The sequence below is a fragment of the Streptomyces sp. NPDC005784 genome (assembly GCF_042871525.1).
GTDB lineage: Bacteria > Actinomycetota > Actinomycetes > Streptomycetales > Streptomycetaceae > Streptomyces.
Map to the genome: position 1 here is coordinate 74,829 of NZ_JBIAIQ010000017.1, position 19,235 is coordinate 94,063.

At 71.4% G+C, this 19,235-nt stretch carries 15 protein-coding genes and 3 pseudogenes; 5 read left to right on the plus strand and 13 right to left on the minus strand.

The window, feature by feature from the left end:
• Positions 1–283: 283 nt before the first annotated feature.
• Both ACFYR3_RS25330 and ACFYR3_RS25335 read left to right on the plus strand, forming a co-directional pair.
• On the plus strand, positions 284–2,233 hold the full coding sequence (locus ACFYR3_RS25330) for a glycosyltransferase family 2 protein (protein WP_355850984.1): 1,950 nt from the start codon (positions 284–286) through the stop codon (positions 2,231–2,233).
• Positions 2,230–4,170, plus strand: a complete 1,941-nt coding sequence (locus ACFYR3_RS25335) for a galactose oxidase-like domain-containing protein (protein WP_389284785.1) — start codon at positions 2,230–2,232, stop codon at positions 4,168–4,170. The genes ACFYR3_RS25330 and ACFYR3_RS25335 overlap by 4 nt, the downstream gene beginning before the upstream one ends.
• A 144-nt stretch (positions 4,171–4,314) precedes the next feature.
• Here the strand turns inward: ACFYR3_RS25335 and ACFYR3_RS25340 are convergent, their stop codons facing one another.
• From ACFYR3_RS25340 to ACFYR3_RS25375, 8 genes and pseudogenes are all read right to left on the minus strand, one after another.
• Positions 4,315–5,331 (minus strand): glycoside hydrolase family 6 protein, encoded by a 1,017-nt coding sequence (locus tag ACFYR3_RS25340; protein WP_389284786.1) that lies wholly within the window; start codon positions 5,329–5,331, stop codon positions 4,315–4,317.
• A gap of 433 nt (positions 5,332–5,764) precedes the next feature.
• Entirely contained in the window at positions 5,765–6,430 is a 666-nt protein-coding gene (locus ACFYR3_RS25345; RefSeq protein WP_355850992.1) for a class F sortase, read from the minus strand.
• A gap of 1 nt (position 6,431) precedes the next feature.
• The gene (locus ACFYR3_RS25350) at positions 6,432–6,983 is read right to left on the minus strand and encodes a hypothetical protein (RefSeq protein ID WP_355850995.1); all 552 of its coding nucleotides are present in this window, start codon (positions 6,981–6,983) and stop codon (positions 6,432–6,434) included.
• A 169-nt stretch (positions 6,984–7,152) separates the two neighbouring features.
• Complete coding sequence (locus ACFYR3_RS25355; RefSeq protein WP_355850998.1) at positions 7,153–7,932, minus strand: HAD-IIA family hydrolase; 780 nt, start codon at positions 7,930–7,932, stop codon at positions 7,153–7,155.
• Positions 7,933–8,090: 158 nt separating this feature from the next.
• A pseudogene (locus ACFYR3_RS25360) lies at positions 8,091–8,282 on the minus strand (ATP-binding cassette domain-containing protein); the annotation flags it as partial.
• Positions 8,225–8,695, minus strand: a pseudogene (locus ACFYR3_RS25365) (GntR family transcriptional regulator); the annotation flags it as partial. The pseudogenes ACFYR3_RS25360 and ACFYR3_RS25365, both read right to left, overlap by 58 nt.
• Positions 8,696–8,740: 45 nt before the next feature.
• Positions 8,741–9,661: a hypothetical protein gene (locus ACFYR3_RS25370; RefSeq protein WP_355851009.1), complete on the minus strand. Its 921-nt coding sequence runs from the start codon at positions 9,659–9,661 to the stop codon at positions 8,741–8,743.
• A gap of 331 nt (positions 9,662–9,992) precedes the next feature.
• The gene (locus tag ACFYR3_RS25375; protein ID WP_389284787.1) at positions 9,993–11,216 is read right to left on the minus strand and encodes an ROK family protein; all 1,224 of its coding nucleotides are present in this window, start codon (positions 11,214–11,216) and stop codon (positions 9,993–9,995) included.
• Between the two features lie 186 nt (positions 11,217–11,402).
• Here ACFYR3_RS25375 and ACFYR3_RS25380 point away from each other — a divergent pair, with 186 nt between their 5' ends.
• Together ACFYR3_RS25380 and ACFYR3_RS25385 are read left to right on the plus strand one after the other, a co-directional pair.
• A complete protein-coding gene (locus tag ACFYR3_RS25380) occupies positions 11,403–12,494 on the plus strand; it encodes a Gfo/Idh/MocA family oxidoreductase (protein WP_355851012.1) in 1,092 nt (363 codons plus the stop codon).
• Positions 12,491–12,976, plus strand: coding sequence for a heme-degrading domain-containing protein (locus ACFYR3_RS25385; RefSeq protein ID WP_355851015.1), 486 nt, complete (start codon positions 12,491–12,493; stop codon positions 12,974–12,976). The genes ACFYR3_RS25380 and ACFYR3_RS25385 overlap by 4 nt, the downstream gene beginning before the upstream one ends.
• Positions 12,977–13,367: 391 nt before the next feature.
• Here the strand turns inward: ACFYR3_RS25385 and ACFYR3_RS25390 are convergent, their stop codons facing one another.
• The 4 genes and pseudogenes from ACFYR3_RS25390 to ACFYR3_RS25405 all read right to left on the minus strand — a co-directional run.
• Complete coding sequence (locus ACFYR3_RS25390) at positions 13,368–14,225, minus strand: fumarylacetoacetate hydrolase family protein (RefSeq protein WP_389284788.1); 858 nt, start codon at positions 14,223–14,225, stop codon at positions 13,368–13,370.
• Between the two features lie 140 nt (positions 14,226–14,365).
• Entirely contained in the window at positions 14,366–15,112 is a 747-nt protein-coding gene (locus tag ACFYR3_RS25395) for a YidC/Oxa1 family membrane protein insertase (protein WP_355851048.1), read from the minus strand.
• Positions 15,113–15,252: 140 nt separating this feature from the next.
• Complete coding sequence (locus tag ACFYR3_RS25400; RefSeq protein ID WP_355851021.1) at positions 15,253–15,561, minus strand: DUF6412 domain-containing protein; 309 nt, start codon at positions 15,559–15,561, stop codon at positions 15,253–15,255.
• A 240-nt stretch (positions 15,562–15,801) separates the two neighbouring features.
• Positions 15,802–16,320 (minus strand): annotated as a pseudogene (locus tag ACFYR3_RS25405) (winged helix-turn-helix transcriptional regulator); the annotation flags it as partial.
• A 119-nt stretch (positions 16,321–16,439) separates the two neighbouring features.
• Here ACFYR3_RS25405 and ACFYR3_RS25410 point away from each other — a divergent pair.
• Positions 16,440–17,966 carry an MFS transporter gene (locus ACFYR3_RS25410; protein ID WP_389284789.1) on the plus strand — a complete coding sequence of 509 codons (1,527 nt, stop codon included), beginning with the start codon at positions 16,440–16,442 and terminating at the stop codon, positions 17,964–17,966.
• A gap of 133 nt (positions 17,967–18,099) precedes the next feature.
• On the opposite strand, the gene ACFYR3_RS25415 is transcribed toward ACFYR3_RS25410, so the two are convergent.
• Positions 18,100–18,918 (minus strand): class E sortase, encoded by an 819-nt coding sequence (locus ACFYR3_RS25415; protein ID WP_389284790.1) that lies wholly within the window; start codon positions 18,916–18,918, stop codon positions 18,100–18,102.
• Positions 18,919–19,235: the final 317 nt, after the last annotated feature.

The following is a 19,235-nucleotide window of genomic DNA, read 5'->3' on the forward strand; positions in this document are numbered from 1 at the left end:
ACGGCATAGAACCCTGTGCTGCAAAGGACTGTCGATTTAGGGCAGTTGAGACAGTTGGGGGTAGGGCCGGTTGCGACCGTGGGGGGCTGGGGGCCCGCCCATGAACGATGCCGAGGGGGGCGTCGTGCAACCGGAGGGCCGTCGATTCATGTCCGTATGGTGTGAATGAGGCGATGTGACGCCGGCCGGCCAGCGAACGCGTCCGTGACGGCCCAGGGGGACCCGAGCGGGCGGACGAGAACCGACGAACACGCACCCGAGCGTGCGTGCGGGGGGATGACTCATGACGTCGACGCCTACGGGCGCCCGGAAGGAATTCGACAGTACGGAGACGGCCCAGCTCCGGATACCGAACCACCGGGCCAACAGCCTCCGCAAGATCAGGAAGACGCTGCCGAGGTACGACTACGAGCACTACAGCCGGCTCGCCGGTCCGCTCACCCAGCCCGATCCCGGCAAGCCGTACAAGGTGCGGTACCGCTCCCTGCTGTCGCAGGAGCCGCACCGCGTACGGGCCGCCCTCATGCTGGGTGCGGCTCCGCTTCTCTCACTGATCCTGCTCGGCTGGCTGCTCCAGCCCGTGCACTGGACCGAACGCGACTATCCCACCCACGACTTCCTGCCGGTACTGGACACCGTGATGCTGGTGTCGATCGGTCTGATCGAGTTCTTCCGGTGCATGAACGTGCTGTCCAACGCGCACGCCACCCTGGTCGCCCGCGACCCGGTCCCGGTGGTGCCCGAATCCGGCACGAGAGTCGCCTTCCTGACCTCCTTCGTACCCGGCAAGGAACCCCTCGCCATGGTGACGAAGACCCTGGAGGCCGCCGTCGAACTGCGCCACCGGGGACTGCTGCACATCTGGCTCCTCGACGAGGGCGACGACCCGGAGGTGAAGGAGGTCTGCGCGCGCCTGGGCGTGCACCACTTCACCCGCAAGGGCGTCGCCGAGTGGAACCGGGCCAAGGGCCCGCACCGCGCCAGGACCAAGCACGGCAACTACAACGCCTGGCTGCAGGCCCACGGCGACGACTACGACTACTTCGCCTCGGTCGACACCGACCACGTACCGCTGCCCAACTACCTGGAGCGGATGCTCGGCTTCTTCCGCGACCCGGATGTCGGTTTCGTCATCGGCCCGCAGGTGTACGGCAATTACGACAACCCCATCACCAAGGCCGCCGAGTCGCAGCAGTTCCTGTTCCACGCCCTCATCCAGCGGGCCGGCAACTTCTACGGCTCGCCGATGTTCGTGGGCACCTCCAACGCCGTACGCATCAAGGCGCTGAAGCAGATCGGCGGCCTGTACGACTCGATCACCGAGGACATGGCGACCGGCTTCGAGATGCACCGCGCCAGGAACCCGGAGACCGGCAGGAAGTGGAAGTCCGTGTACACCCCGGACGTCCTGGCCGTCGGTGAGGGACCGGGCGCCTGGACGGACTTCTTCACCCAGCAGCTGCGCTGGTCACGGGGCACCTACGAGACGATCCTCAAGCAGTACTGGAAGGGCTTCTTCACGATGCCTCCGGGCAGGCTCTTCAACTACACGATGATGATCGTCTTCTACCCGATGTCGGCGCTCAACTGGATCCTGGCGGCCCTGAGTTGCGCCCTCTTCCTCGGGCTCGGGGCATCCGGCGTGAACATCGACCCGACGGTCTGGCTGATGCTGTACGGCAACGCCTCGGCGCTCCAGATCGGCCTGTACATCTGGAACCGCCGCCACAACGTCTCGCCGCACGAGCCGGAGGGCTCCGGCGGTGTCGCCGGCATGGTGATGTCGGCGCTGTCCGCCCCGATCTACGCACGGTCGCTGTTGGACACCGTGCTGCGCCGCAAGAGCACGTTCGTGGTCACGCCCAAGGGCGATTCGGCCAGCCCCGACACGCTCTTCGGGACCTTCCGGATCCATCTGTTCTTCATCCTGGTCTTCGCGGGCTCGATCATCGCCGGCTTCGTTCTCGGGCACTCCCACCCCGCGATGATCACCTGGGGGGCCTTCGCCCTGCTGATCACCGCCTCGCCGATCCTCGCCTGGCGCTGGACCCTGCGCCAGGAGCGGAAGCGGCCGCCCCGGGCGCCCGAGGACGTCCGCGTTCCGCAGCAGGCCGTGGCGCCGCGGCAGGAGCAGCACGCCCCGCACGCGCCGCAGCACAGGCCCAGCTGGGCCGCCGCGAACGGCGAGAGCGACCAGACCGCGCGGATCGCCCTTGGGGGACACAACAAATGAAGGAGGACGGTGGCCGTCGCCGCCGGGTCCGCCGCCTCGGCATAACCGGGGCGGTGGTGCTCGTGCTGGCCGGGATGAACGGGCCGTGGCTGTACCGCTTCGGAACGGACAAGTACCACCAGTACACGATCAACAAGCCGGAGTACAAAGCCGACAACGGCCACTGGGACATCATCGATTTCCCGGCGGAGTACCGGCTCAACACGATCCACGCGGCGCTGCTGCACACCGGCAAGATCCTGCTGATCGCGGGCTCGGGCAACAACCAGGACAACTTCGACGCGAAGAAGTTCGACACCCGGATCTGGGACCCGGTCAAGGGCACGATCAAGAAGATCCCGACGCCCGCGGACCTGTTCTGCACGGGACACACCCAGCTCGCCAACGGCAACCTGCTGATCGCGGGCGGCACCAAGCGGTACGAGACGCTGAAGGGCGATGTCACCAAGGCCGGCGGGCTGATGGTCGTCCACAACGAGAACCCGGACCAGCCCATCACGCTGCCCGCGGGCACCCGGTTCACCGGCAAGGGGAACGGCAAGACGTTCGTGTCGAAGGACCCGGTGCTCGTCCCGCGTGCCAAGAAGGTCTTCGACAAGTCGACCGGCGCGTTCCTGCGCAACGATCCGGGCCTCGGCCGCATCTATGTCGAGGCGCACCGAAGCGGCCAGAAGTACGAGACGGGCACCCAGGACAACTACCGGATACAGGGACTGACCGGCGCCGACGCCCGCAACACCTACGGGATCGCCCAGAAGCTCGCCCTGGACAAGAAGGACTTCCAGGGCATCCGGGACGCCTACGAGTTCGATCCGGTCGCCGAGAAGTACATCAAGGTCGACCCGATGAACGAGGCCCGCTGGTACCCGACGCTGACCACCCTCAGCGACGGCAAGGTGCTCAGCGTCTCCGGCCTGGACGAGATCGGCCAGCTCGTCCCGGGCAAGAACGAGGTCTTCGACCCGAAGACCAGGAAGTGGACGTACACGAAGGGCATCCGGCAGTTCCCGACCTACCCGGCGATCTCGCTGATGCAGAACGGCAAGCTCTTCTACTCGGGCTCGAACGCCGGCTACGGCCCCGACGACGTGGGCCGCGACCCCGGTGTCTGGGACCTGGCGAGCAACAGGTTCACCAAGCTCGACGGCCTGAGCGACCCGAACATGATGGAGACGTCCGGCACCGTGCTGCTGCCGCCGGCGCAGAACGAGAAGTACCTGGTGATCGGCGGTGGCGGGGTCGGGGAGTCCAAGCTGTCGAGCAGGAGGACCCGGCTCATCGACTTCTTGGACAGGAAGCCGAGGTTCGTGGACGGGCCCGAGCTGGAGAAGGGCACCCGCTATCCGCAGTCCTCGATCCTGCCCGACGACACCGTCCTGGTCTCGGGCGGCTCCGAGGACTACCGCGGGCGCGGCGACTCGAACATTCTCCAGGCGCGGATCTACGACCCGAAGGCGAACACCTTCGACCGGGTGGCCGACCCGCTGGTGGGCCGCAACTACCACTCGGGCTCGATCCTGCTGCCCGACGGGCGCGTGATGTTCTTCGGCTCCAACTCGCTCTACGCGGACAAGGCCGACACCAAGCCGGCCACGTTCGAGCAGCGCATCGAGATCTACACACCGCCGTACCTGTTCCGGGACGCGCGGCCGTCACTGTCCGGCGGACCGAGGACGATCGCCCGCGGCGCCTCGGCGTCCTTCACCTCGGCGCACGCCTCGTCCATCAGGACGGCCCGGTTGATCCGGCCGAGCGCGTCCACCCATGTCACCGATGTCGACCAGCGGTCCATCGCCCTGGACTTCACGAAGACGAAGACCGGGATCTCGGTGACGGTGCCGAAGAACCGGAATCTCGTCGAGTCCGGCTGGTACATGCTGTTCGTGACGGACGACCAGGGCACCCCGAGCAAGGCCCAGTGGGTCAAGGTGCCCTGATTTCGGGGAAGTTGTAGGCGAAAACGTCTGTACGGGGCTGGGGGCGCCCTCCGCGAGAAGCGGAGGGCGCCCCCAGCCGCGTACCGGCTGCCGCCGCTCGGGCCGCATCCGGCTGCCGCTGTTCGGGTCGCGTACGGGCTTCCGCTACTTGGAGGCCTTCGCGAGCTTCAGGGCGTAGTCCGCCCACCAATCGCCCGCCTTCGGGCCGCCCTTGCACGTGCCGTCCGACTCGCCCGGCCGCTTGACCCACAGATACGCGTCGACGAGCGGGTCGGCGGTCCTGGTCGTCGGGCTCTCGCCGAGCGCGCGGCCCGGCGGGTTGCACCAGTTCTCTTCGGCCTTTCCGCCCGTGTACGGGCCGTTGCCGTTGCGGCTGGTGTCGATGACGAAGTGCTTGCCGCCGACTTTCGCGGCCAGCCGCTTGCCGTAGGCGATCGAGTCCTCGGTCGAGTAGAAATTGGAGACGTTGACGGAGAAACCGTCGGCCTGGCCGACGCCCGCCGACTGCAACGGCTGGAAGATCTGGTCGGGGTGACCCCAGCCGGCGTTGCCCGCGTCCAGGTACACCTTGGTGTTCTTCAGGGACTTGAGCCTGCCGATGGCGCCCTTGAGGAGGTCGTAGCGCTCCTCCTGGTACTGCTGGGGTGTGCACTGGTTGACCAGGTGCAGGATGGCGTCCGGCTCCAGGATCACCGTGGCGGGGCGGTCCTCGATGCCCCTCGCCACCCCGTCGATCCAGGTCCGGTAGGCGTTGCCGTCGGCGGCGCCGCCCTGCGAGAACTGTCCGCAGTCGCGGTGCGGGATGTTGTAGAGGACCAGGATCGCGGCCCTGTCGGACTTCTCGGCGGCCTCGGTGAAGCCGCGCGCCTCCTGTTCCGGGTTCTCCGGGCCGATCCACTCACCGGTGGGCCGCTCGGCTATCTTGCGGATCTGCTCGGCTTCCGGGCCCTTGCCCGCCTTGACGTAGGCGGCGACCTGCTCGGCCGCGTTGCCGTGCGGATTCACCCAGAACGGGTCCGCGTTCTTCGGCTGTTGTGCGACCTTGGCTCCGGAACCCTCGTCCTTGCCGCCGTCGCCCCCGGAGGAACACCCCGCGAGCAGCAGTGCCGCCCCCAGCACCGCCATGGACGCCCGTGCCCCGGCACCCTTGTTGCCGTCCATCCGACTCCCCCTCGGGTGCACCGTCCCAAGTCTCAATCGTGACATACCCACCGCACCGCCCACGAGACCGCGCGAACCCTGTCGAAGAGCTGTTACAGCCCCGGCATCGCGCATACACACGCCGGGACGGGTCTGCGGTGTCCGTCGTGGAGTTGGCGTCAAAGGGTCTATGAGCCGCGCCGCTCACCTGTTCTAAGGTGGCCTCAAGTGGCCCCGTTACCAGGCCAGTTGCCCGGCCCGACCGGCTCACCCCGGCGAGCGGGCCCCAAGCCTCCCGCGCCGGCGCCGGGTTACTCCCGCAACCCGTGCGCGCGCGGTCGAGGACCAGCCCGGTCGGCGGCTCCGGGGGAGCGGGTCGTCGACCGGGCCCGGTACCCGGTACCGGCACCCACACACCGTCACCGCGGCGGAGCACCGGCACCCGCGCCCTGTCTCAGAGCCCGGTCCCCGTGAGATACGCCGAGACGACCACGTTCGCCGTGTAGCTGTCGCTCGTCCGGTCGAAGGTTCCGCCGCAGGTGATCAGTCGCAGCTCGGCCCGCCCCGACTTCCTTACGCCGTAAGCCTGTTGGGCATCGAAATGGTCGCGCGGCAGCACCTGGACGTCGTCCACGGTGAACTCGGCGACCGTCCCGTCGTCGCGCATGACCCGGACGGTGTCGCCGGGCTTGACGGAGCTGAGTTTGTAGAAGACGGCGGGGCGGGTCCGGGTGTCGACGTGGCCGACCATCAGCGCGGTCCCGGCGGCCCCCGGCCGTACCCCGGCCGCGTACCAGGCGACGACACCCGACTGGTCGAACGGCGGCGGATCGATCGCGCCCCGACCGTCGAGCCCGCGGGCCACGACAGGGGCCTGCACGCCCATCGAGGGGATGTCGACGCGCTGCGGCCGGGCGCTCCCGAGAGGCTTGAGCGCGGGTGGCAGCCGTACCTCCGGCGGCCGTCCGACGGCCGCGATGTCCCCCGTGGTCGGCGCCGATGTCCCCAGCCGCAGATCCGTCACCTCGCGGCCCCACAGCCACAGCCCGAGCAGCAGCACCAGCCAGGCCACGCCGGTCAGCAGACGGCCGGCGCCCGGGGAACGCTCCCGTTCGGCCATGTCAGTCGCGGCCGTCGTGGCCCCGGCGCGCGCTGCGGATCGCCACGACGACCGCGGCGACGCTCGCGAGGACCAGGCCGACCACGGCCTGCCTGGTGCCGGGGCCGGCCGCGTGGGCGTCCACCGAGGCGAGGCGGGCGGTTCCGCCGCCGCCCGCGTGCACGGGCGCGATCGGCGAGGCGGGCGCGGAGGCGCTCGGTGAGGAGTCCGGTGCCGGCACGGTGACCGTGCCGCTGACCCGGTCGCGGTGGCCGTCGCAGTCGACCCGGATGTCGTAGCTGCCCGGTCGGAGTGACGTACGGACGCGGGTCTCGCCGACCAGTCCGCCGCCGCCCCCGCCGGTCAGCCGCGCGTCCGAGACGAACGCGTCCGAGGCCGCGGTGCCCGTCCGGCCCGCGCAGCCCATGGCCCGCAACTGGATGTCGCTGCCGGGGGCGGGGGACGCGGGGGTGACGGAGACACCGGCCGGTGCCGCGTCGGCCGCGTACGCGGCGGGCGTGAACGCGGCAGCAACCACCGCCCCGGCGCAGAGAGTGAGTCGCATTGAGCGCATCGTGAAACCTCCAGATACCTGGAGGCTCCCCCTCGGGGCGACGGCCCGCATCTCCAGGGGGCCGCCGCTGCTCCGTACGGGTCTGTCCACGCCACCGAGGGTTTCGGATCCGCCGGGAGCTGTCCGGGATGCCCGGGGGGGGCGGACGCGGTCGACGCGCCCCGGGGATTCAGACGCGGTCGACGAGATCCGCGATCGAGTCGACGATCTTCGACGGGCGGTACGGGTACTGCTGGATCTCCTCCGGCGTGGTCAGGCCGGTCAGGACGAGGAAGGTCTGCATCCCCGCCTCCAGACCGGCCAGGACGTCGGTGTCCATGCGGTCGCCGATCATCGCGCTGGTCTCGGAGTGCGCGCCGATGGCGTTCAGGCCGGTCCGCATCATCAGCGGGTTCGGCTTGCCCGCGAAGTACGGCTGCTTGCCGGTGGCCTTGGTGATCAGCGCGGCGACCGCGCCGGTGGCCGGCAGCGGGCCCTCGGTGGAGGGACCGGTCTCGTCCGGGTTGGTGGCGATGAACCGGGCGCCGCCCTTGATCAGCCGGACCGCCTTGGTCATGGCCTCGAAGGAATAGGTACGGGTCTCCCCGAGGACCACGTAGTCCGGTTCATGGTCGGTCAGGACGTAGCCGATGTCGTGCAGCGCGGTGGTCAGACCCGCCTCGCCGATGACGTACGCCGTGCCGCCGGGCCGCTGGTCGTCCAGGAACTTGGCGGTGGCGAGGGCGGAGGTCCAGATGTTCTCGACCGGCACGTCCAGGCCCATGCGCTTGAGCCGGGCGTGCAGGTCGCGCGCCGTGTAGATGGAGTTGTTCGTCAGGACCAGGAACGGCTTGCCGGACTCCCGCAGCTTCTTGATGAAGGCGTCGGCGCCGGGGATCGGCACACCCTCGTGGATGAGGACACCGTCCATGTCGGTGAGCCACGACTCGATCGGCTTGCGCTCTGACATGTGCTGGGTCTCCTGCCGTCCTGGCGTACGTACGCACTCGATCCGGGGGCGCCGGAACGACGCTGTGCCGACGCCCCCAGCCTAGTCAGGACGGCGCGATACCGGCCTGGCCGGGATCATGCGGTCCCGGTCCGGTCAGACCGGCTTGACCGATACTCCGTAACGTCGCGGTCGCCGATGAACACCCGTCCGGCGGCGGGCCGCACGAATCCGGCGACGGCCCGCAGCGCGGTGGTCTTCCCCGACCCGGACGGCCCGAGCAGGGCCATCACCTCGCCGGGTTCGACGGTCAGGTGCTCTCCAGGCCGACCCGTTCGTCGTCCGCGCGCAGCACCCGCTCCATGTGCCAGACGGGCTCACCGCGTTGGAGCCCCGCCTCGGTGGCGAGCGACTGAGGACAGGGGAACCGGTCGAGGGAGATGAGCGTACGACCGGGCGTGCGCCCCTGCCGCCGTACGCCCTCGGTGTAGCTCGCCAGCGAGAGCGGCTGCTCCAGCTTGGGACCGGCGACCACCGTGCCGCGCCCCTGCCGCCGCAGCTTCCCTTCGAGCAGCAGCTCACGGAGCGCCTGGCGCACCGTCTCGCGGGCGACCTCGTACTTCTCGGACAGATCGCGCTCGGTGGGCAGGAGCCCTCCTTCGCCCAGCTCCTCGACGAGCCGGGCGATGTGCGCCTTGACCGCGTAGTACTTCGGGATGCGGCCGTGCTCCGGAATACCGGAGCGGACAGGGGCGCCGGGGGCCTGGTCGTTCGGATAGTCCACGGAATCGATCGTCGCAGACGGCGTTCCCGCCCCGGCTTCCAGGTGTCAGCGCCGGCGCGGGCGCACCCGCCGCGACAGGGCGAGCAGTCCGGCTCCGGCGGCGACCAGCGCGAGGGCGAGCGCGGCCAGCCCCACCCGGTTCGGCCTGCCGGATCCGGTGCTGGCCAGCTGGTCCGCGGACGGCGCCGTCATACCGGTCCCGGCGGTGCCGCCGACCGTCGTCCCGCCACTGGTCGTCCCGCTCGCCGTGCCCGTACCGGCGCTGGCACGAGCACTGACACCCGGGTCGGCACTGGCACCGGGACTGGCGTCGGTACCGGTGTCCACGGTGCCGCCCTGGTCCTCGCCCCGGCCCGCCTCCTTGCCCGTGTCCGCGGACTTGCCCTTGGCGTCGCCCTCGACGCGGAACCGGTAGGCGTTCGACTCCCCCACCCAGTCGCCGTCGTCTCCGTGCTTCTGCACGACGGCCGCGTTCGCGACGACGGCGTTCGGGGCGGTCACGCCGGAGGTCAGGGACAGCCGCACCTTCACGGTGAGGGTGCGGCCGGGGGCCACGGTGAAGCCGGGGAAGCCGTCGTCGAACGGCCCCACGTTCTCGGCCTCGTCGCTCCGCTCGAACTTCACCGCGTGGGCCCGCTTTCCCTCGTAGAACTCCAGCCGCGCCTGCCCCGGCCGCAGCGTCCGCTTCTCGTCCACGAGGACGACGACCGGGTGGATCGCCCCGCAGGGGTGCGTCGTGGTGTTGGTGAGGTCGATGTACCAGGTCCCGGAGTCACCGCCGGCCTGGTAGGCGTCGGGGCCACCGTGGATGCGGGTCTTGATCGGGAAGTCATGGGTGTCGGACGAGACACAGGCGGGGCGGGGGGCCAGCGCGTGCGCCGGGGTCGGCGTGAGCGTCACGCACAGGGCGAGAGCGGTCGGGGCGAGGGCGGTCGGGGCGAGCGGATGGGACGTACGCAGTCGCATGAGGAACCTTTGGCCGATCGGGAGGGGGCGGGGATCGGGAGGATCGAAAGCGTCAGTCGGTGCCGGGCAATGGCCTCGCGACCCTGCCACGCGTCACCCCCACCGACGGACCGCCACCCGTGCAGTCACCCCCGTTCGGCCCCCCAAATCCCCTCACCTGGCCCGCACACCACAGTCCGACCCGTACGCCATGGTCCGGCCCGCACGCCGCACTCCGGCCGGTACGCCATAGGCCAGCGGGCGCGCCTCCCACCCCGCGGGCGCGCCCCTCACCCGGCGGGCGTTCCCTCGCCCGGCGGGCGTTCCCTCGCCCGGCGGGCGTTCCCTTCGTTCAGCCCTCCCCCCGCCCGAACAGCGGGGCCAGGAGCAGTTGGGCCGCGCCCTCGGCCACCCCTCGCGCTCCGCCGGGGGCCACCCGGACCGGCACCGGAGCGCCGCCCCCTTCGCGCCGGGCCCGTTCCTCCAGGACGGCCCCGACACCGCGTACAAACTCCTCCTCGTGAGCGGCGACCGTACGTCCGCCCAGCAGCACGAGGTCGATGTCGAGCAGCCCCACCAGATTCGCCGCCCCGGCCCCGAGCACCCGGGCCGCCTCGGCCAGGGTCCCCCGGCCCACCGCGTCCAGGCAGAGCACCTCGATGCACCCCCGGTTCCCGCACTCGCACAGCGGCCCGTCCAGCTGGATGACCTGGTGCCCGAACTCCCCGGCCCCGGTGCGGGCCCCGCGGTGCACGACCCCGCCGATCACGAGCCCGGCTCCCAGTCCCGTACCGAGATGCAGATACGCGAAGGATCCGCCGCCCGCGAAGCCGAAGCCGGAGCCGGAGTCCAAGCCGAAGCCCGAGCCGAAGCCCGAGCCGGAGTCCGAGCCGGACGGGGCGCCGGTCCCCACCGCGACCCCGAGCGCCGCCGCGTTGGTGTCCTTGTCCACGACCACCGGCAGCCCGAGCCGCCCGGCCAGCGCGTCCCGCAGCGCGAACCCGTCCCACTCGGGGAAACCCGTGACCCGGTGCAGTACCCCCAGGGTGTGATCGAGGGGCCCCGGCAGTGCGACCCCCACGCCGAGCGGTGACACCCCGGCGAGCAGGGCCGACACCTCACCGGCCGCCCCCTCGACCACCGCTTCGGCCCCGGCCCCCAGGTCCAGCGGCGCGCGTCGCTCGGCCACCACGGCCCCGGTGAGATCGCAGAGCACCGCGGTCAGCTCGTCCCGGTCGAGGTGCAGCCCGACCGCGTGCCCCGCCTCGGGCACGAGCCGCAGGACCGTACGGGGTTTGCCGCCCGTGGACGCGCGGCGCCCCGCCTCCGTCGCGAGACCGTCCGCCCGCAGCCGCGCGGTGATCTTGCTGACGGCCTGCGGGGTCAGCCCGGTCCGCTCGGCGAGTTCCAGGCGGCTGATGCCGGCGGCCCCCGCCGTGCGCAGCAGATCGAGCACCAGAGCGGCGTTGTGACTGCGCAGGGCCGGCAGGTTCACCCCGGACACCCCGGCACCCGCGCCGGTTCCGGGGCTCCCGGACACACCCTGAATCCCGAAGGCGCCATAGTTCCCGGCCACACCCTGGTTCGTGAAAACGCCGGAAGACCCGGGTCCACCCTGATCCGCGAAAACACCGGAGGTCCCGGGTACACCTGGATTCCCAGGCATCCCCGGCACCCCGCCCCCACCCACATTGGTCCTGTTCACATCACCCATTGTCCCCCGCGCTTGCACTTTGGCAACAGCGTTGCGAAAGTAGGACCCATGACAGGCATGACTGGTACTGGTACGCCCCTTCGCGTGGGTCTCGTCGGCTACGGCCTCGCGGGTTCCGTTTTCCACGCCCCGCTGATCGCCACGACCGAGGGGCTCGCCCTCGACACGGTCGTCACCACCCATCCGGAGCGTCAGGCGCAGGCCCGCGCCGAGTTCGGCGACGGACTCCGGTTCGCCGCCACGCCCGACGAACTGCTGGCACGCGCCGACGAGCTCGACCTGATCGTCATCGCGTCCCCGAACAAGACCCACGTCCCGATCGCGACGGCCGCCCTGAAGGCGGGCCTCCCCGTGGTCGTGGACAAGCCCCTCGCCGGTACGGCGGCGGACGCCCGCGAGCTGGCCGCCCTGGCCGACGAGCGCGGCCTGCTGCTCTCCGTCTTCCAGAACCGCCGCTGGGACAACGACTTCCTGACCCTGCGCAAGCTGTTCGCCGAGGGCGAGCTGGGTGACGTCTGGCGCTTCGAGTCCCGTTTCGAGCGCTGGCGCCCGCAGCCGAAGGGCGGCTGGCGCGAGTCCGGCGACCCGGCGGAGATCGGGGGTCTCCTCTACGACCTCGGCAGCCACCTCGTCGACCAGGCGCTCGTCCTCTTCGGCCCCGCGGCCTCGGTGTACGCCGAGTCGGACATCCGTCGTCCGGGCGCGCTGACGGACGACGACACGTTCATCGCTATCACGCACGAGAGCGGGGTCCGCTCCCACCTCTTCGCCTCCGCGACGACCGCCCAGCTCGGCCCGCGCTTCCGCGTCCTCGGCTCGCAGGCGGGTTACGTCAAGTACGGCCTCGACCCGCAGGAGGCCGACCTGCGCGACGGCAAGCGGCCCGGCGTCACCGCCGAGTGGGGCATCGAGCCGGAGGCCCTGTGGGGCCGCGTCGGCTCCGGCGAGTCCCCGCTGACCGGCGGCGGCCGCCCCGAGCCGACGGTCCCGGGCGCGTACCCCGCGTACTACGCGGCCGTCGCCGCAGCCATCCGTGACGGCGGCCCCAACCCGGTCAGCGCCCACGAGGCCGCCGCCGCCCTCGACGTCCTGGAGGCGGCCCGCCGCTCCGCCCACGAGGGAATCGTGGTGTCGCTGTGAACACGCCCGTCGCACCGGAGATCGCCGAGCTGATCACCGAGCTGGAGGAGCAGGAGCGCCGTCTGACGCTCCCCCGCTTCACCCACGACGACGCCTGGGCCCTCGGGACACTCCTCGTCGAGCTCGCCCGCGAGCGGGGCGCGCCGGTCGCCGTCGACATCCGCCGCGGTGGCCAGCAGCTCTTCCACGCGGCGCTGCCGGGTTCCACCCCGGACAACGACGCCTGGATAGACCGCAAGCGCCGCGTCGTCGAGCGGTACGGCTGCTCCTCGCTGCTGGTCGGCTCGCGCTTCCGCGCCAAGGGCACGACCTTCGAGGAGTCCTCGCGCCTGGACCCCGACGCGTACGCGGCCCACGGGGGCGCGTTCCCGATCGCCGTGACGGGCGCGGGCGTCATCGGCACGGTAGTGGTGTCGGGCCTGCCCCAGGTCGAGGACCACAAGATGGTGATCGAGGCCCTGGAGAAGTTCCTCTCCGCCTAGCAAGCCGGTTCCCCGCGTCCTGAAAGGGGCGCGGGGAACCGCGCGAGCAACTACGACGCACCCGCAGCAAACAACGGACACCAGAGCCCCGTCAGGGCCGCCTGAACCGCGCGCCCAACCACAACAAACCCGCGGCGAACCACGGACACCGGAGCCCCGTCAGGGGCACGAGGAACCGCGCGCCCAGCCACAACGCACCCGCAGCAAACAACGGACACCAGAGCCCCGTCAGGGGCGCGGGGTCCTGCGCGACCAGCCACAGCGGGCCCGCAGCCGGCAACGGACACCGGCCTCGCAGGAGGCGTGAGGAACCGCGCCCAGCCACAACGCACCCGCGGCAAAAGACCCACCCCAGCCCAGGCGGACCCCAACCGCGAACCAAGCGGAGCGCCTACGCGTTCTTGAGGTCCTGCCGCTGCCGCCCCAGCCCCGCGATCTCCAGCTCCACGACATCCCCCGCCCGCAGATACGGCTTCGGCTCGGGCCGGCCGAGGGCCACCCCGGCCGGTGTCCCGGTGTTGATGACATCGCCTGGGTAGAGCGTCATGAACTGGCTGACGTACCGGACGACCTCGGCGACCGGGAAGATCTGCTCGGCCGTCGTACCGTCCTGCTTGAGCTCACCGTTCACCCAGAGCTTCAGCGACAGCGCCTGCGGGTCCGGGACCTCGTCCGCGGTCACCAGCCACGGACCCAGCGGGTTGAACGTCTCGCAGTTCTTGCCCTTGTCCCAGGTGCCGCCGCGCTCGATCTGGAACTCGCGCTCGGAGACGTCGTGCGCCACCGCGTACCCGGCGACATGCCCGAGCGCCTCCGCGTCGGACTCCAGGTAGCGGGCGGTGCGGCCGATGACGACCGCCAGCTCGACCTCCCAGTCGGTCTTCTCCGACCCGCGCGGCACGAGCACCGTGTCGTTCGGCCCGACCACGGTGTCCGCCGCCTTGAAGAAGATCACCGGCTCGGCGGGCGGCTCGGCCCCGGTCTCCCGGGCGTGGTCGTGGTAGTTCAGCCCGATGCACACGACCTTGCCGATCCGGGCCAGCGGCGGTCCGACGCGCAGTCCGGCCGCGTCCAGCGCGGGCAGCTCACCGGCCGCCGCGGCGGACCGGATCCGGCCGAGCGCCGCGTCGTCGGCGAGCAGCGCCCCGTCGATGTCCGTGACGACGCCCGACAGATCCCGCAGGGTCCCCTCGGCGTCGAGCAGCGCGGGCCGCTCCGACCCCGCCGTACCGACTCGCAGCAGCTTCATGGTCACCATCTCCCTCGAACGCGGGCCGTCGACCGACGGGTGCGGCCATCGGAGGACCGGCCGATCCTCCAAGCTCGCCGTCCAGTCCGCAAGACCCCGTTCACGGACTGGACCGACCGCAAGCCGTGGCCGTAAGCCTGTCAGGCCAGAGCCATGGCCGCGGGCGCCGCCCCAGGCATGTCCCGGTACAGCACCGCTCGCTCCACCGCGCTCCAGGTCGTACTGGTCACCACGTACAGCGCGGCCGCCAGCGGCACCACGGCCACGGTGAACAGCGTGAAGAACGACATGAACGGCATGAGCTTGGCGACCGAGGCGAGCGCGGCCGCCTGCTCGCCTTCGCCCACCGGAGGCGCTGCGGCGGTCATCCGCTTCGTGCGCACGTAATTGAAGCTGGCCACGGCCGCGACGACGGCGAAGAGGACCAGGTAGACGAGACCGGCCGGCCCGAAGAGCCCGCCGTCGCCGAGCGCGTCCGCCCACCGGCCCCCGAGCGGCGCGGCGAACAGCTTGTGCCCGAGCAGGGTGTTGGCCCCGCCGCCGATCGTCGAGCTGGAGAACAGGTGGTAGAGCAGGAAGAAGGCCGGCATCTGGAACAGGCTGGGCAGGCATCCGGAGAGCGGCGACACCTTCTCCTCGGCGTGCAGTTCCATCAGTGCCTTCTGGAACTTCTCGCGGTCCTTCCCGTGCTTCTTCTTCAGCTCGGTGATCTGCGGCTGAAGGGCCGCGCGGGCCCGCTGCCCGCGTGCCGCCGCCCGCGACAGGGGATGCACGAGCAGTCGTACCAGCGCGGTGAACAGGACGATCGCGGCAGCGGCCGCCGAGTCGTGGAACAGGGGCTGGAGCAGGTCGGCGATCTGCTCGACCAGGTGTGCGAACGCGGACATGAACGTGGACATGGGTGAGCCCTCCGGGGGTCTCGTCGTGCCGGGAGTACGGAATGCGGCATGACGACCCGCGCAGGTCACCGGGGAGAAAGAGCCGCCCGGGGTGAACAGTCACCGGGGGTGGAGGAGCGAGGGGTGCCCTACGCGGTCGCCGGGAGGGCGTGTCCGGGTGCCCTGGGCCGCGGCCGTCCACTGGCGTCCGGATCGCGTTGCGGCAGGAAGGCCGTGCGGCGGGCGCGGTCGCGGATGGCCGTACGCACCCGGGTGGGCGGCACGACGGGCGCGCAGCGAGCCACGATGAGGGAGCAGGCGGCGAAGGCGGACCCGGCCGCGGCGGTCGCGGCGAACGCGACGGTGGCGGTGAGGCTGCCGGTGTCGAGCAGCGCGATCTCCAGGAGCAGGAGCAGCAGTACGGCGGCGGGGCGGGCGTTGGCCCAGGTCCGGATCATCGACTGCCCCTCCTCTCGTACGCAGTGCGCCCCTCGTACGTGGTGCGCGTGTCCTTCCGTTCGTTATACAGGATGCTTCTCGACCGACCGCCCGGTATCCACCTCTGAAGCAGCCCCGGCATCCGTCCCGTCGTCCCCGCCGGTATCCGTCCCGGCGTCCACCTCGGCATCCGCCCCGGCGGTCTTTCGGGAGTCCGCCCCGGTCGGCTCGCGGGACCCGGCCCCCGTCGGTTTCTGGCCGTCCATGTCGACCGGCTCCAGCAGCCGCCGCGGCCCGAGCAGGGCGCGGCTGACCGGGTCCGCCGGGTCCCGGTCGAGTCCGGGGCCCGGTGTCATCTCGACGTCCGGGACGGGCACGACCATCGCGCAGGCGGGGCATTCGCCGTACGGGCCGAGTTCCGTGCCGCAGGCGGCGTGACGGAAGTAACGCAGGCGACTCTCGGAGAAGTGCTCGCGGCCCCACAGGCCGAGCGAGCGCAGGGTGGGCCACAGGGCGATACCGCGGTCGGTCAGGACGTACTCGTTACGCGGCGGCGACACCTGGTAGCGGCGCTTTTCGAGGATGCCCTCGGCCGTGAGCGCCTGGAGGCGGGCCGCGAGCACGGCGCGCGGGATGCCGAGGTGCACGAGGAAGTCGTTGTACCGCCGTACGCCGTAGAGCGCGTCGCGAACGACGAGGAGCGTCCAGCGTTCGCCGACGACCTCCAGCGCGCGGGCGATCGAGCACTCCTGCGTCGCGTAGTCCTTGCCCAGAGCCATGCCTCTACTGTAGCCACTTTCCGACAAGTTGGTTCAGTGAACGAACCTATGGTGTTACGGTCTACTCGACCGCAAGGTTCAATGACCGAACCGACTCAGGGAAACTGAAGGGGCAGGCCATGACCCGGCTCGACCGGACCGACACCAGCACGCAGCCCGCGAACGCCACCGCACCCTCCGGGGGCGCTGTGACCTCGGCCTCACCGACCCCGCCCCGCGCGTCTTCCTCCACCCCACCGGTCTCCGGGGTCTCGACGGCCGCCAGGACCTCTCCGGCCTCCTCGGCTTCCCCGGCTTCCCCGCCGGAGAGCGCCCCGCGGGCCACCCCGACCCTCGCCCTGACCAGTGCCGCCACCGCCGTGGCCCTGATGACGTACACCGCGCCGATGGTCACGCTCCCCGACACCGCGGCCGCCCTGCACACCTCGGTCTCCGCCCAGGCCTGGCTGCTCAACGGCACCCCGCTGGGCCTGGCCGCGCTGCTCCTGGTCGCGGGCAGTCTCGCGGACGACTACGGCCGCCGCCGGATCTTCCTTGCCGGCACCGTCGCCCTCGGCATCACCACCGCCCTGGGCGCGCTCGCGGGCTCGACCTGGCTGTTCACCCTGACCCGTATCGCGCAGGGCGCGGCGAGCGCGGCGATCCTCGCGAGCAGCCTGGGGCTGATCGTGCACGCCTTCCCCACCCCGCGCGGACGACTGCACGCGACGGGGGTGTGGGGCGCGTTCGTCAGCGGCGGCATCGCGGCGGGCCCGCTCCTCGCCGGGGCCATAGCGGGCTGGAACTGGCGGATGGCGTACGCCGTCCTGGGCGCCGCCGCGCTGGTCGTGGCCCTCCTGGGAACCCGCGCCCTGACCGAGTCCCGCGCACCCCGCGGCGGCCGGCCCGACCTCGCGGGAGCGCTGACCTTCGGCCTCGCGCTGGTGTCTCTGGTGGCCGCGCTGACGCTCGGCCGAGACGGCTGGCTGCGCGCTCCGGTGGGGCTGCTGCTCGCGGCGTTCCTCGTCCTGATGGCCGTGTTCGTCGCCGTCGAACGCCGTACCGGGACGCCGATGATCGACCTCGGACTGCTCCGGCACCGCCGTTTCCTCGCCTCTTCGGCGGGCGGGCTCTTCATGGGCCTCGCGGTGATCGGCCTGTTCAGCTTCCTTCCTGCGCTGCTCCAGCGGACGCTCGGGCTGTCCGCCATGGACACCGCGTGGCTGTTCCTGCTGTGGTCCGGCCTCTCCTTCACGGTCGCCCTCCAGGCCCGCCGTCTCGCCGGCCGGGTCTCCCACCGCCACCAGCTCGCCCTCGGTTTCGCGCTGCACGCGGCCGGCGTCCTGACGATGCTCGGCGCGATCGACGCCGGCTCCTGGCCCCGCCTGCTCCCGGGCTTCGTGATCTCCGGAGTGGGCAGCGGCCTGCTCAACGCGGCGCTGCCGCTGCTCGCCGTCGAGTCCGTGCCCGCGACCCGCGCCGCGATGGGCTCCGGCGCCCAGCAGACCTTCCGCTACATCGGTTCGTGCGCCGGGGTCGCCCTCACGATCGCCCTGGTCACCTCCACCGGCGGTCCGGCGCGCGGCTCGGACATCGCGATCATCGTCTCGGCGGTGCTCGCCGCACTGGCCGCCGCGAGCGTCCTGGTGCTCCGGGACCGGGCGTGAGCCTGCGAGACCGCCACAGGTGAGCCTGTGGGACCGGGCGTGAGCCTGGCGGATCGGGCGGGAGCCCGCCGGGTCGGTGTGAGCCGCCGGGCCAGCGGCGCGGCAAGGGGGCGCGGCGTGAGCAGGGCGCGAGTCAGCGGGGCCGCATGGCGGTGAGCTTCCCCCACACCGCCATGCGGTACCGGGAGGTGTACTCGGGGGTGCACGTGGTGAGCGTGATGTAGTACCCGGGTTCGCTGTACCCGTACGACGGCCGGACGGTGCTGTGCGGCACCGGCCGGATCACCCCGCCGTCCCGCGGGGAGGTCTGCGGAAGGGTCCGGTCGACGGTGTACGTGTAGACGGCGGTCCTCGTCTCGACGGTGATCGTGTCGCCGCGCCGGAGCCTCGGGAGGTACCGGAAGGGCTCGCCGTGCGTGTTCCGGTGCCCGGCGAGCGCGAAGTTGCCTGCCTGGCCCGGCTGCTGGGTGCCCTTGTAGTGGCCGACGTACCCCTTGTTGAGGACGTCCGCCTTGCTGACGCCCTCGGCGACGGGCACCCGGAGGGAGAGCCGGGGAATGCTGAGGACCGCGTAGGCCTGGGACCAACGGGGCCGCACCTGACCGCTGTTGCCACCGGACGAGGAGGACTGTCCGGCGGACCGTCCGGCGCCCCCGGCATCGGTCTCGCCGTCGCCGGTCTTCCCGGTGCCGGGACCCGCGCCCGCGCCGTCGGCGGTGCTCGCGTCGGGATCGGCACCCGGGGCCGGGGTCCCCCACTCCCGTTCCAACGCCTGCACCTTGCGCTCCGCGCCGTGCTGCGCCTGGCGGTTGGTCCACCAGAGCTGGTGCACGACCAGGAGGAGCAGCACCACTCCGACGGTGACGAGCACCTCGGCGCCGCCCCAGACCGCGCGCCGGTACGCGGCCCTCCGTCGCCGCGTGCCGTGGTGCACGATCCCCGGAGCCCGCATCCGTACGCCCCCTTCGCCGGGCGCACGATAAGCGTCGCCCCGCCAACTCGCCAGCCCCGCACGGCTCCCGTACGCACCGAGGCCTCTCAGCACACCGACAGCGCACCCACCAGGTCTACCGCCGCTCGCGCCGACCGGGCTTCCTCCACTGGTTTTAGAAAGGGCTGTCACAACTCTCGACAACCCCACACGCCACACCCGATGCTTCCTGATGGCATCAGTGGGACGGGCAAGCGCCGGTGGGGACGAGCCGGCGGCCGAGTTCGAAGTCGAGTCGAAATCGACGGCCGACTCCGGTGGGACGACCGGGAGTTGTG

Excerpts from the sequence above, each read along its gene's own strand:
- ACFYR3_RS25330 (WP_355850984.1), top strand. The coding sequence starts at position 284 with ATGACGTCGACGCCTACGGGCGCCCGGAAGGAATTCGACAGTACGGAG.
- ACFYR3_RS25335 (WP_389284785.1), top strand. The coding sequence starts at position 2,230 with ATGAAGGAGGACGGTGGCCGTCGCCGCCGGGTCCGCCGCCTCGGCATA.
- ACFYR3_RS25340 (WP_389284786.1), bottom strand. The coding sequence starts at position 5,331 with ATGGACGGCAACAAGGGTGCCGGGGCACGGGCGTCCATGGCGGTGCTG.
- ACFYR3_RS25345 (WP_355850992.1), bottom strand. The coding sequence starts at position 6,430 with ATGGCCGAACGGGAGCGTTCCCCGGGCGCCGGCCGTCTGCTGACCGGC.
- ACFYR3_RS25350 (WP_355850995.1), bottom strand. The coding sequence starts at position 6,983 with ATGCGCTCAATGCGACTCACTCTCTGCGCCGGGGCGGTGGTTGCTGCC.
- ACFYR3_RS25355 (WP_355850998.1), bottom strand. The coding sequence starts at position 7,932 with ATGTCAGAGCGCAAGCCGATCGAGTCGTGGCTCACCGACATGGACGGT.
- ACFYR3_RS25370 (WP_355851009.1), bottom strand. The coding sequence starts at position 9,661 with ATGCGACTGCGTACGTCCCATCCGCTCGCCCCGACCGCCCTCGCCCCG.
- ACFYR3_RS25380 (WP_355851012.1), top strand. The coding sequence starts at position 11,403 with ATGACAGGCATGACTGGTACTGGTACGCCCCTTCGCGTGGGTCTCGTC.
- ACFYR3_RS25390 (WP_389284788.1), bottom strand. The coding sequence starts at position 14,225 with ATGAAGCTGCTGCGAGTCGGTACGGCGGGGTCGGAGCGGCCCGCGCTG.
- ACFYR3_RS25395 (WP_355851048.1), bottom strand. The coding sequence starts at position 15,112 with ATGTCCGCGTTCGCACACCTGGTCGAGCAGATCGCCGACCTGCTCCAG.
- ACFYR3_RS25400 (WP_355851021.1), bottom strand. The coding sequence starts at position 15,561 with ATGATCCGGACCTGGGCCAACGCCCGCCCCGCCGCCGTACTGCTGCTC.
- ACFYR3_RS25410 (WP_389284789.1), top strand. The coding sequence starts at position 16,440 with ATGACCCGGCTCGACCGGACCGACACCAGCACGCAGCCCGCGAACGCC.
- ACFYR3_RS25415 (WP_389284790.1), bottom strand. The coding sequence starts at position 18,918 with ATGCGGGCTCCGGGGATCGTGCACCACGGCACGCGGCGACGGAGGGCC.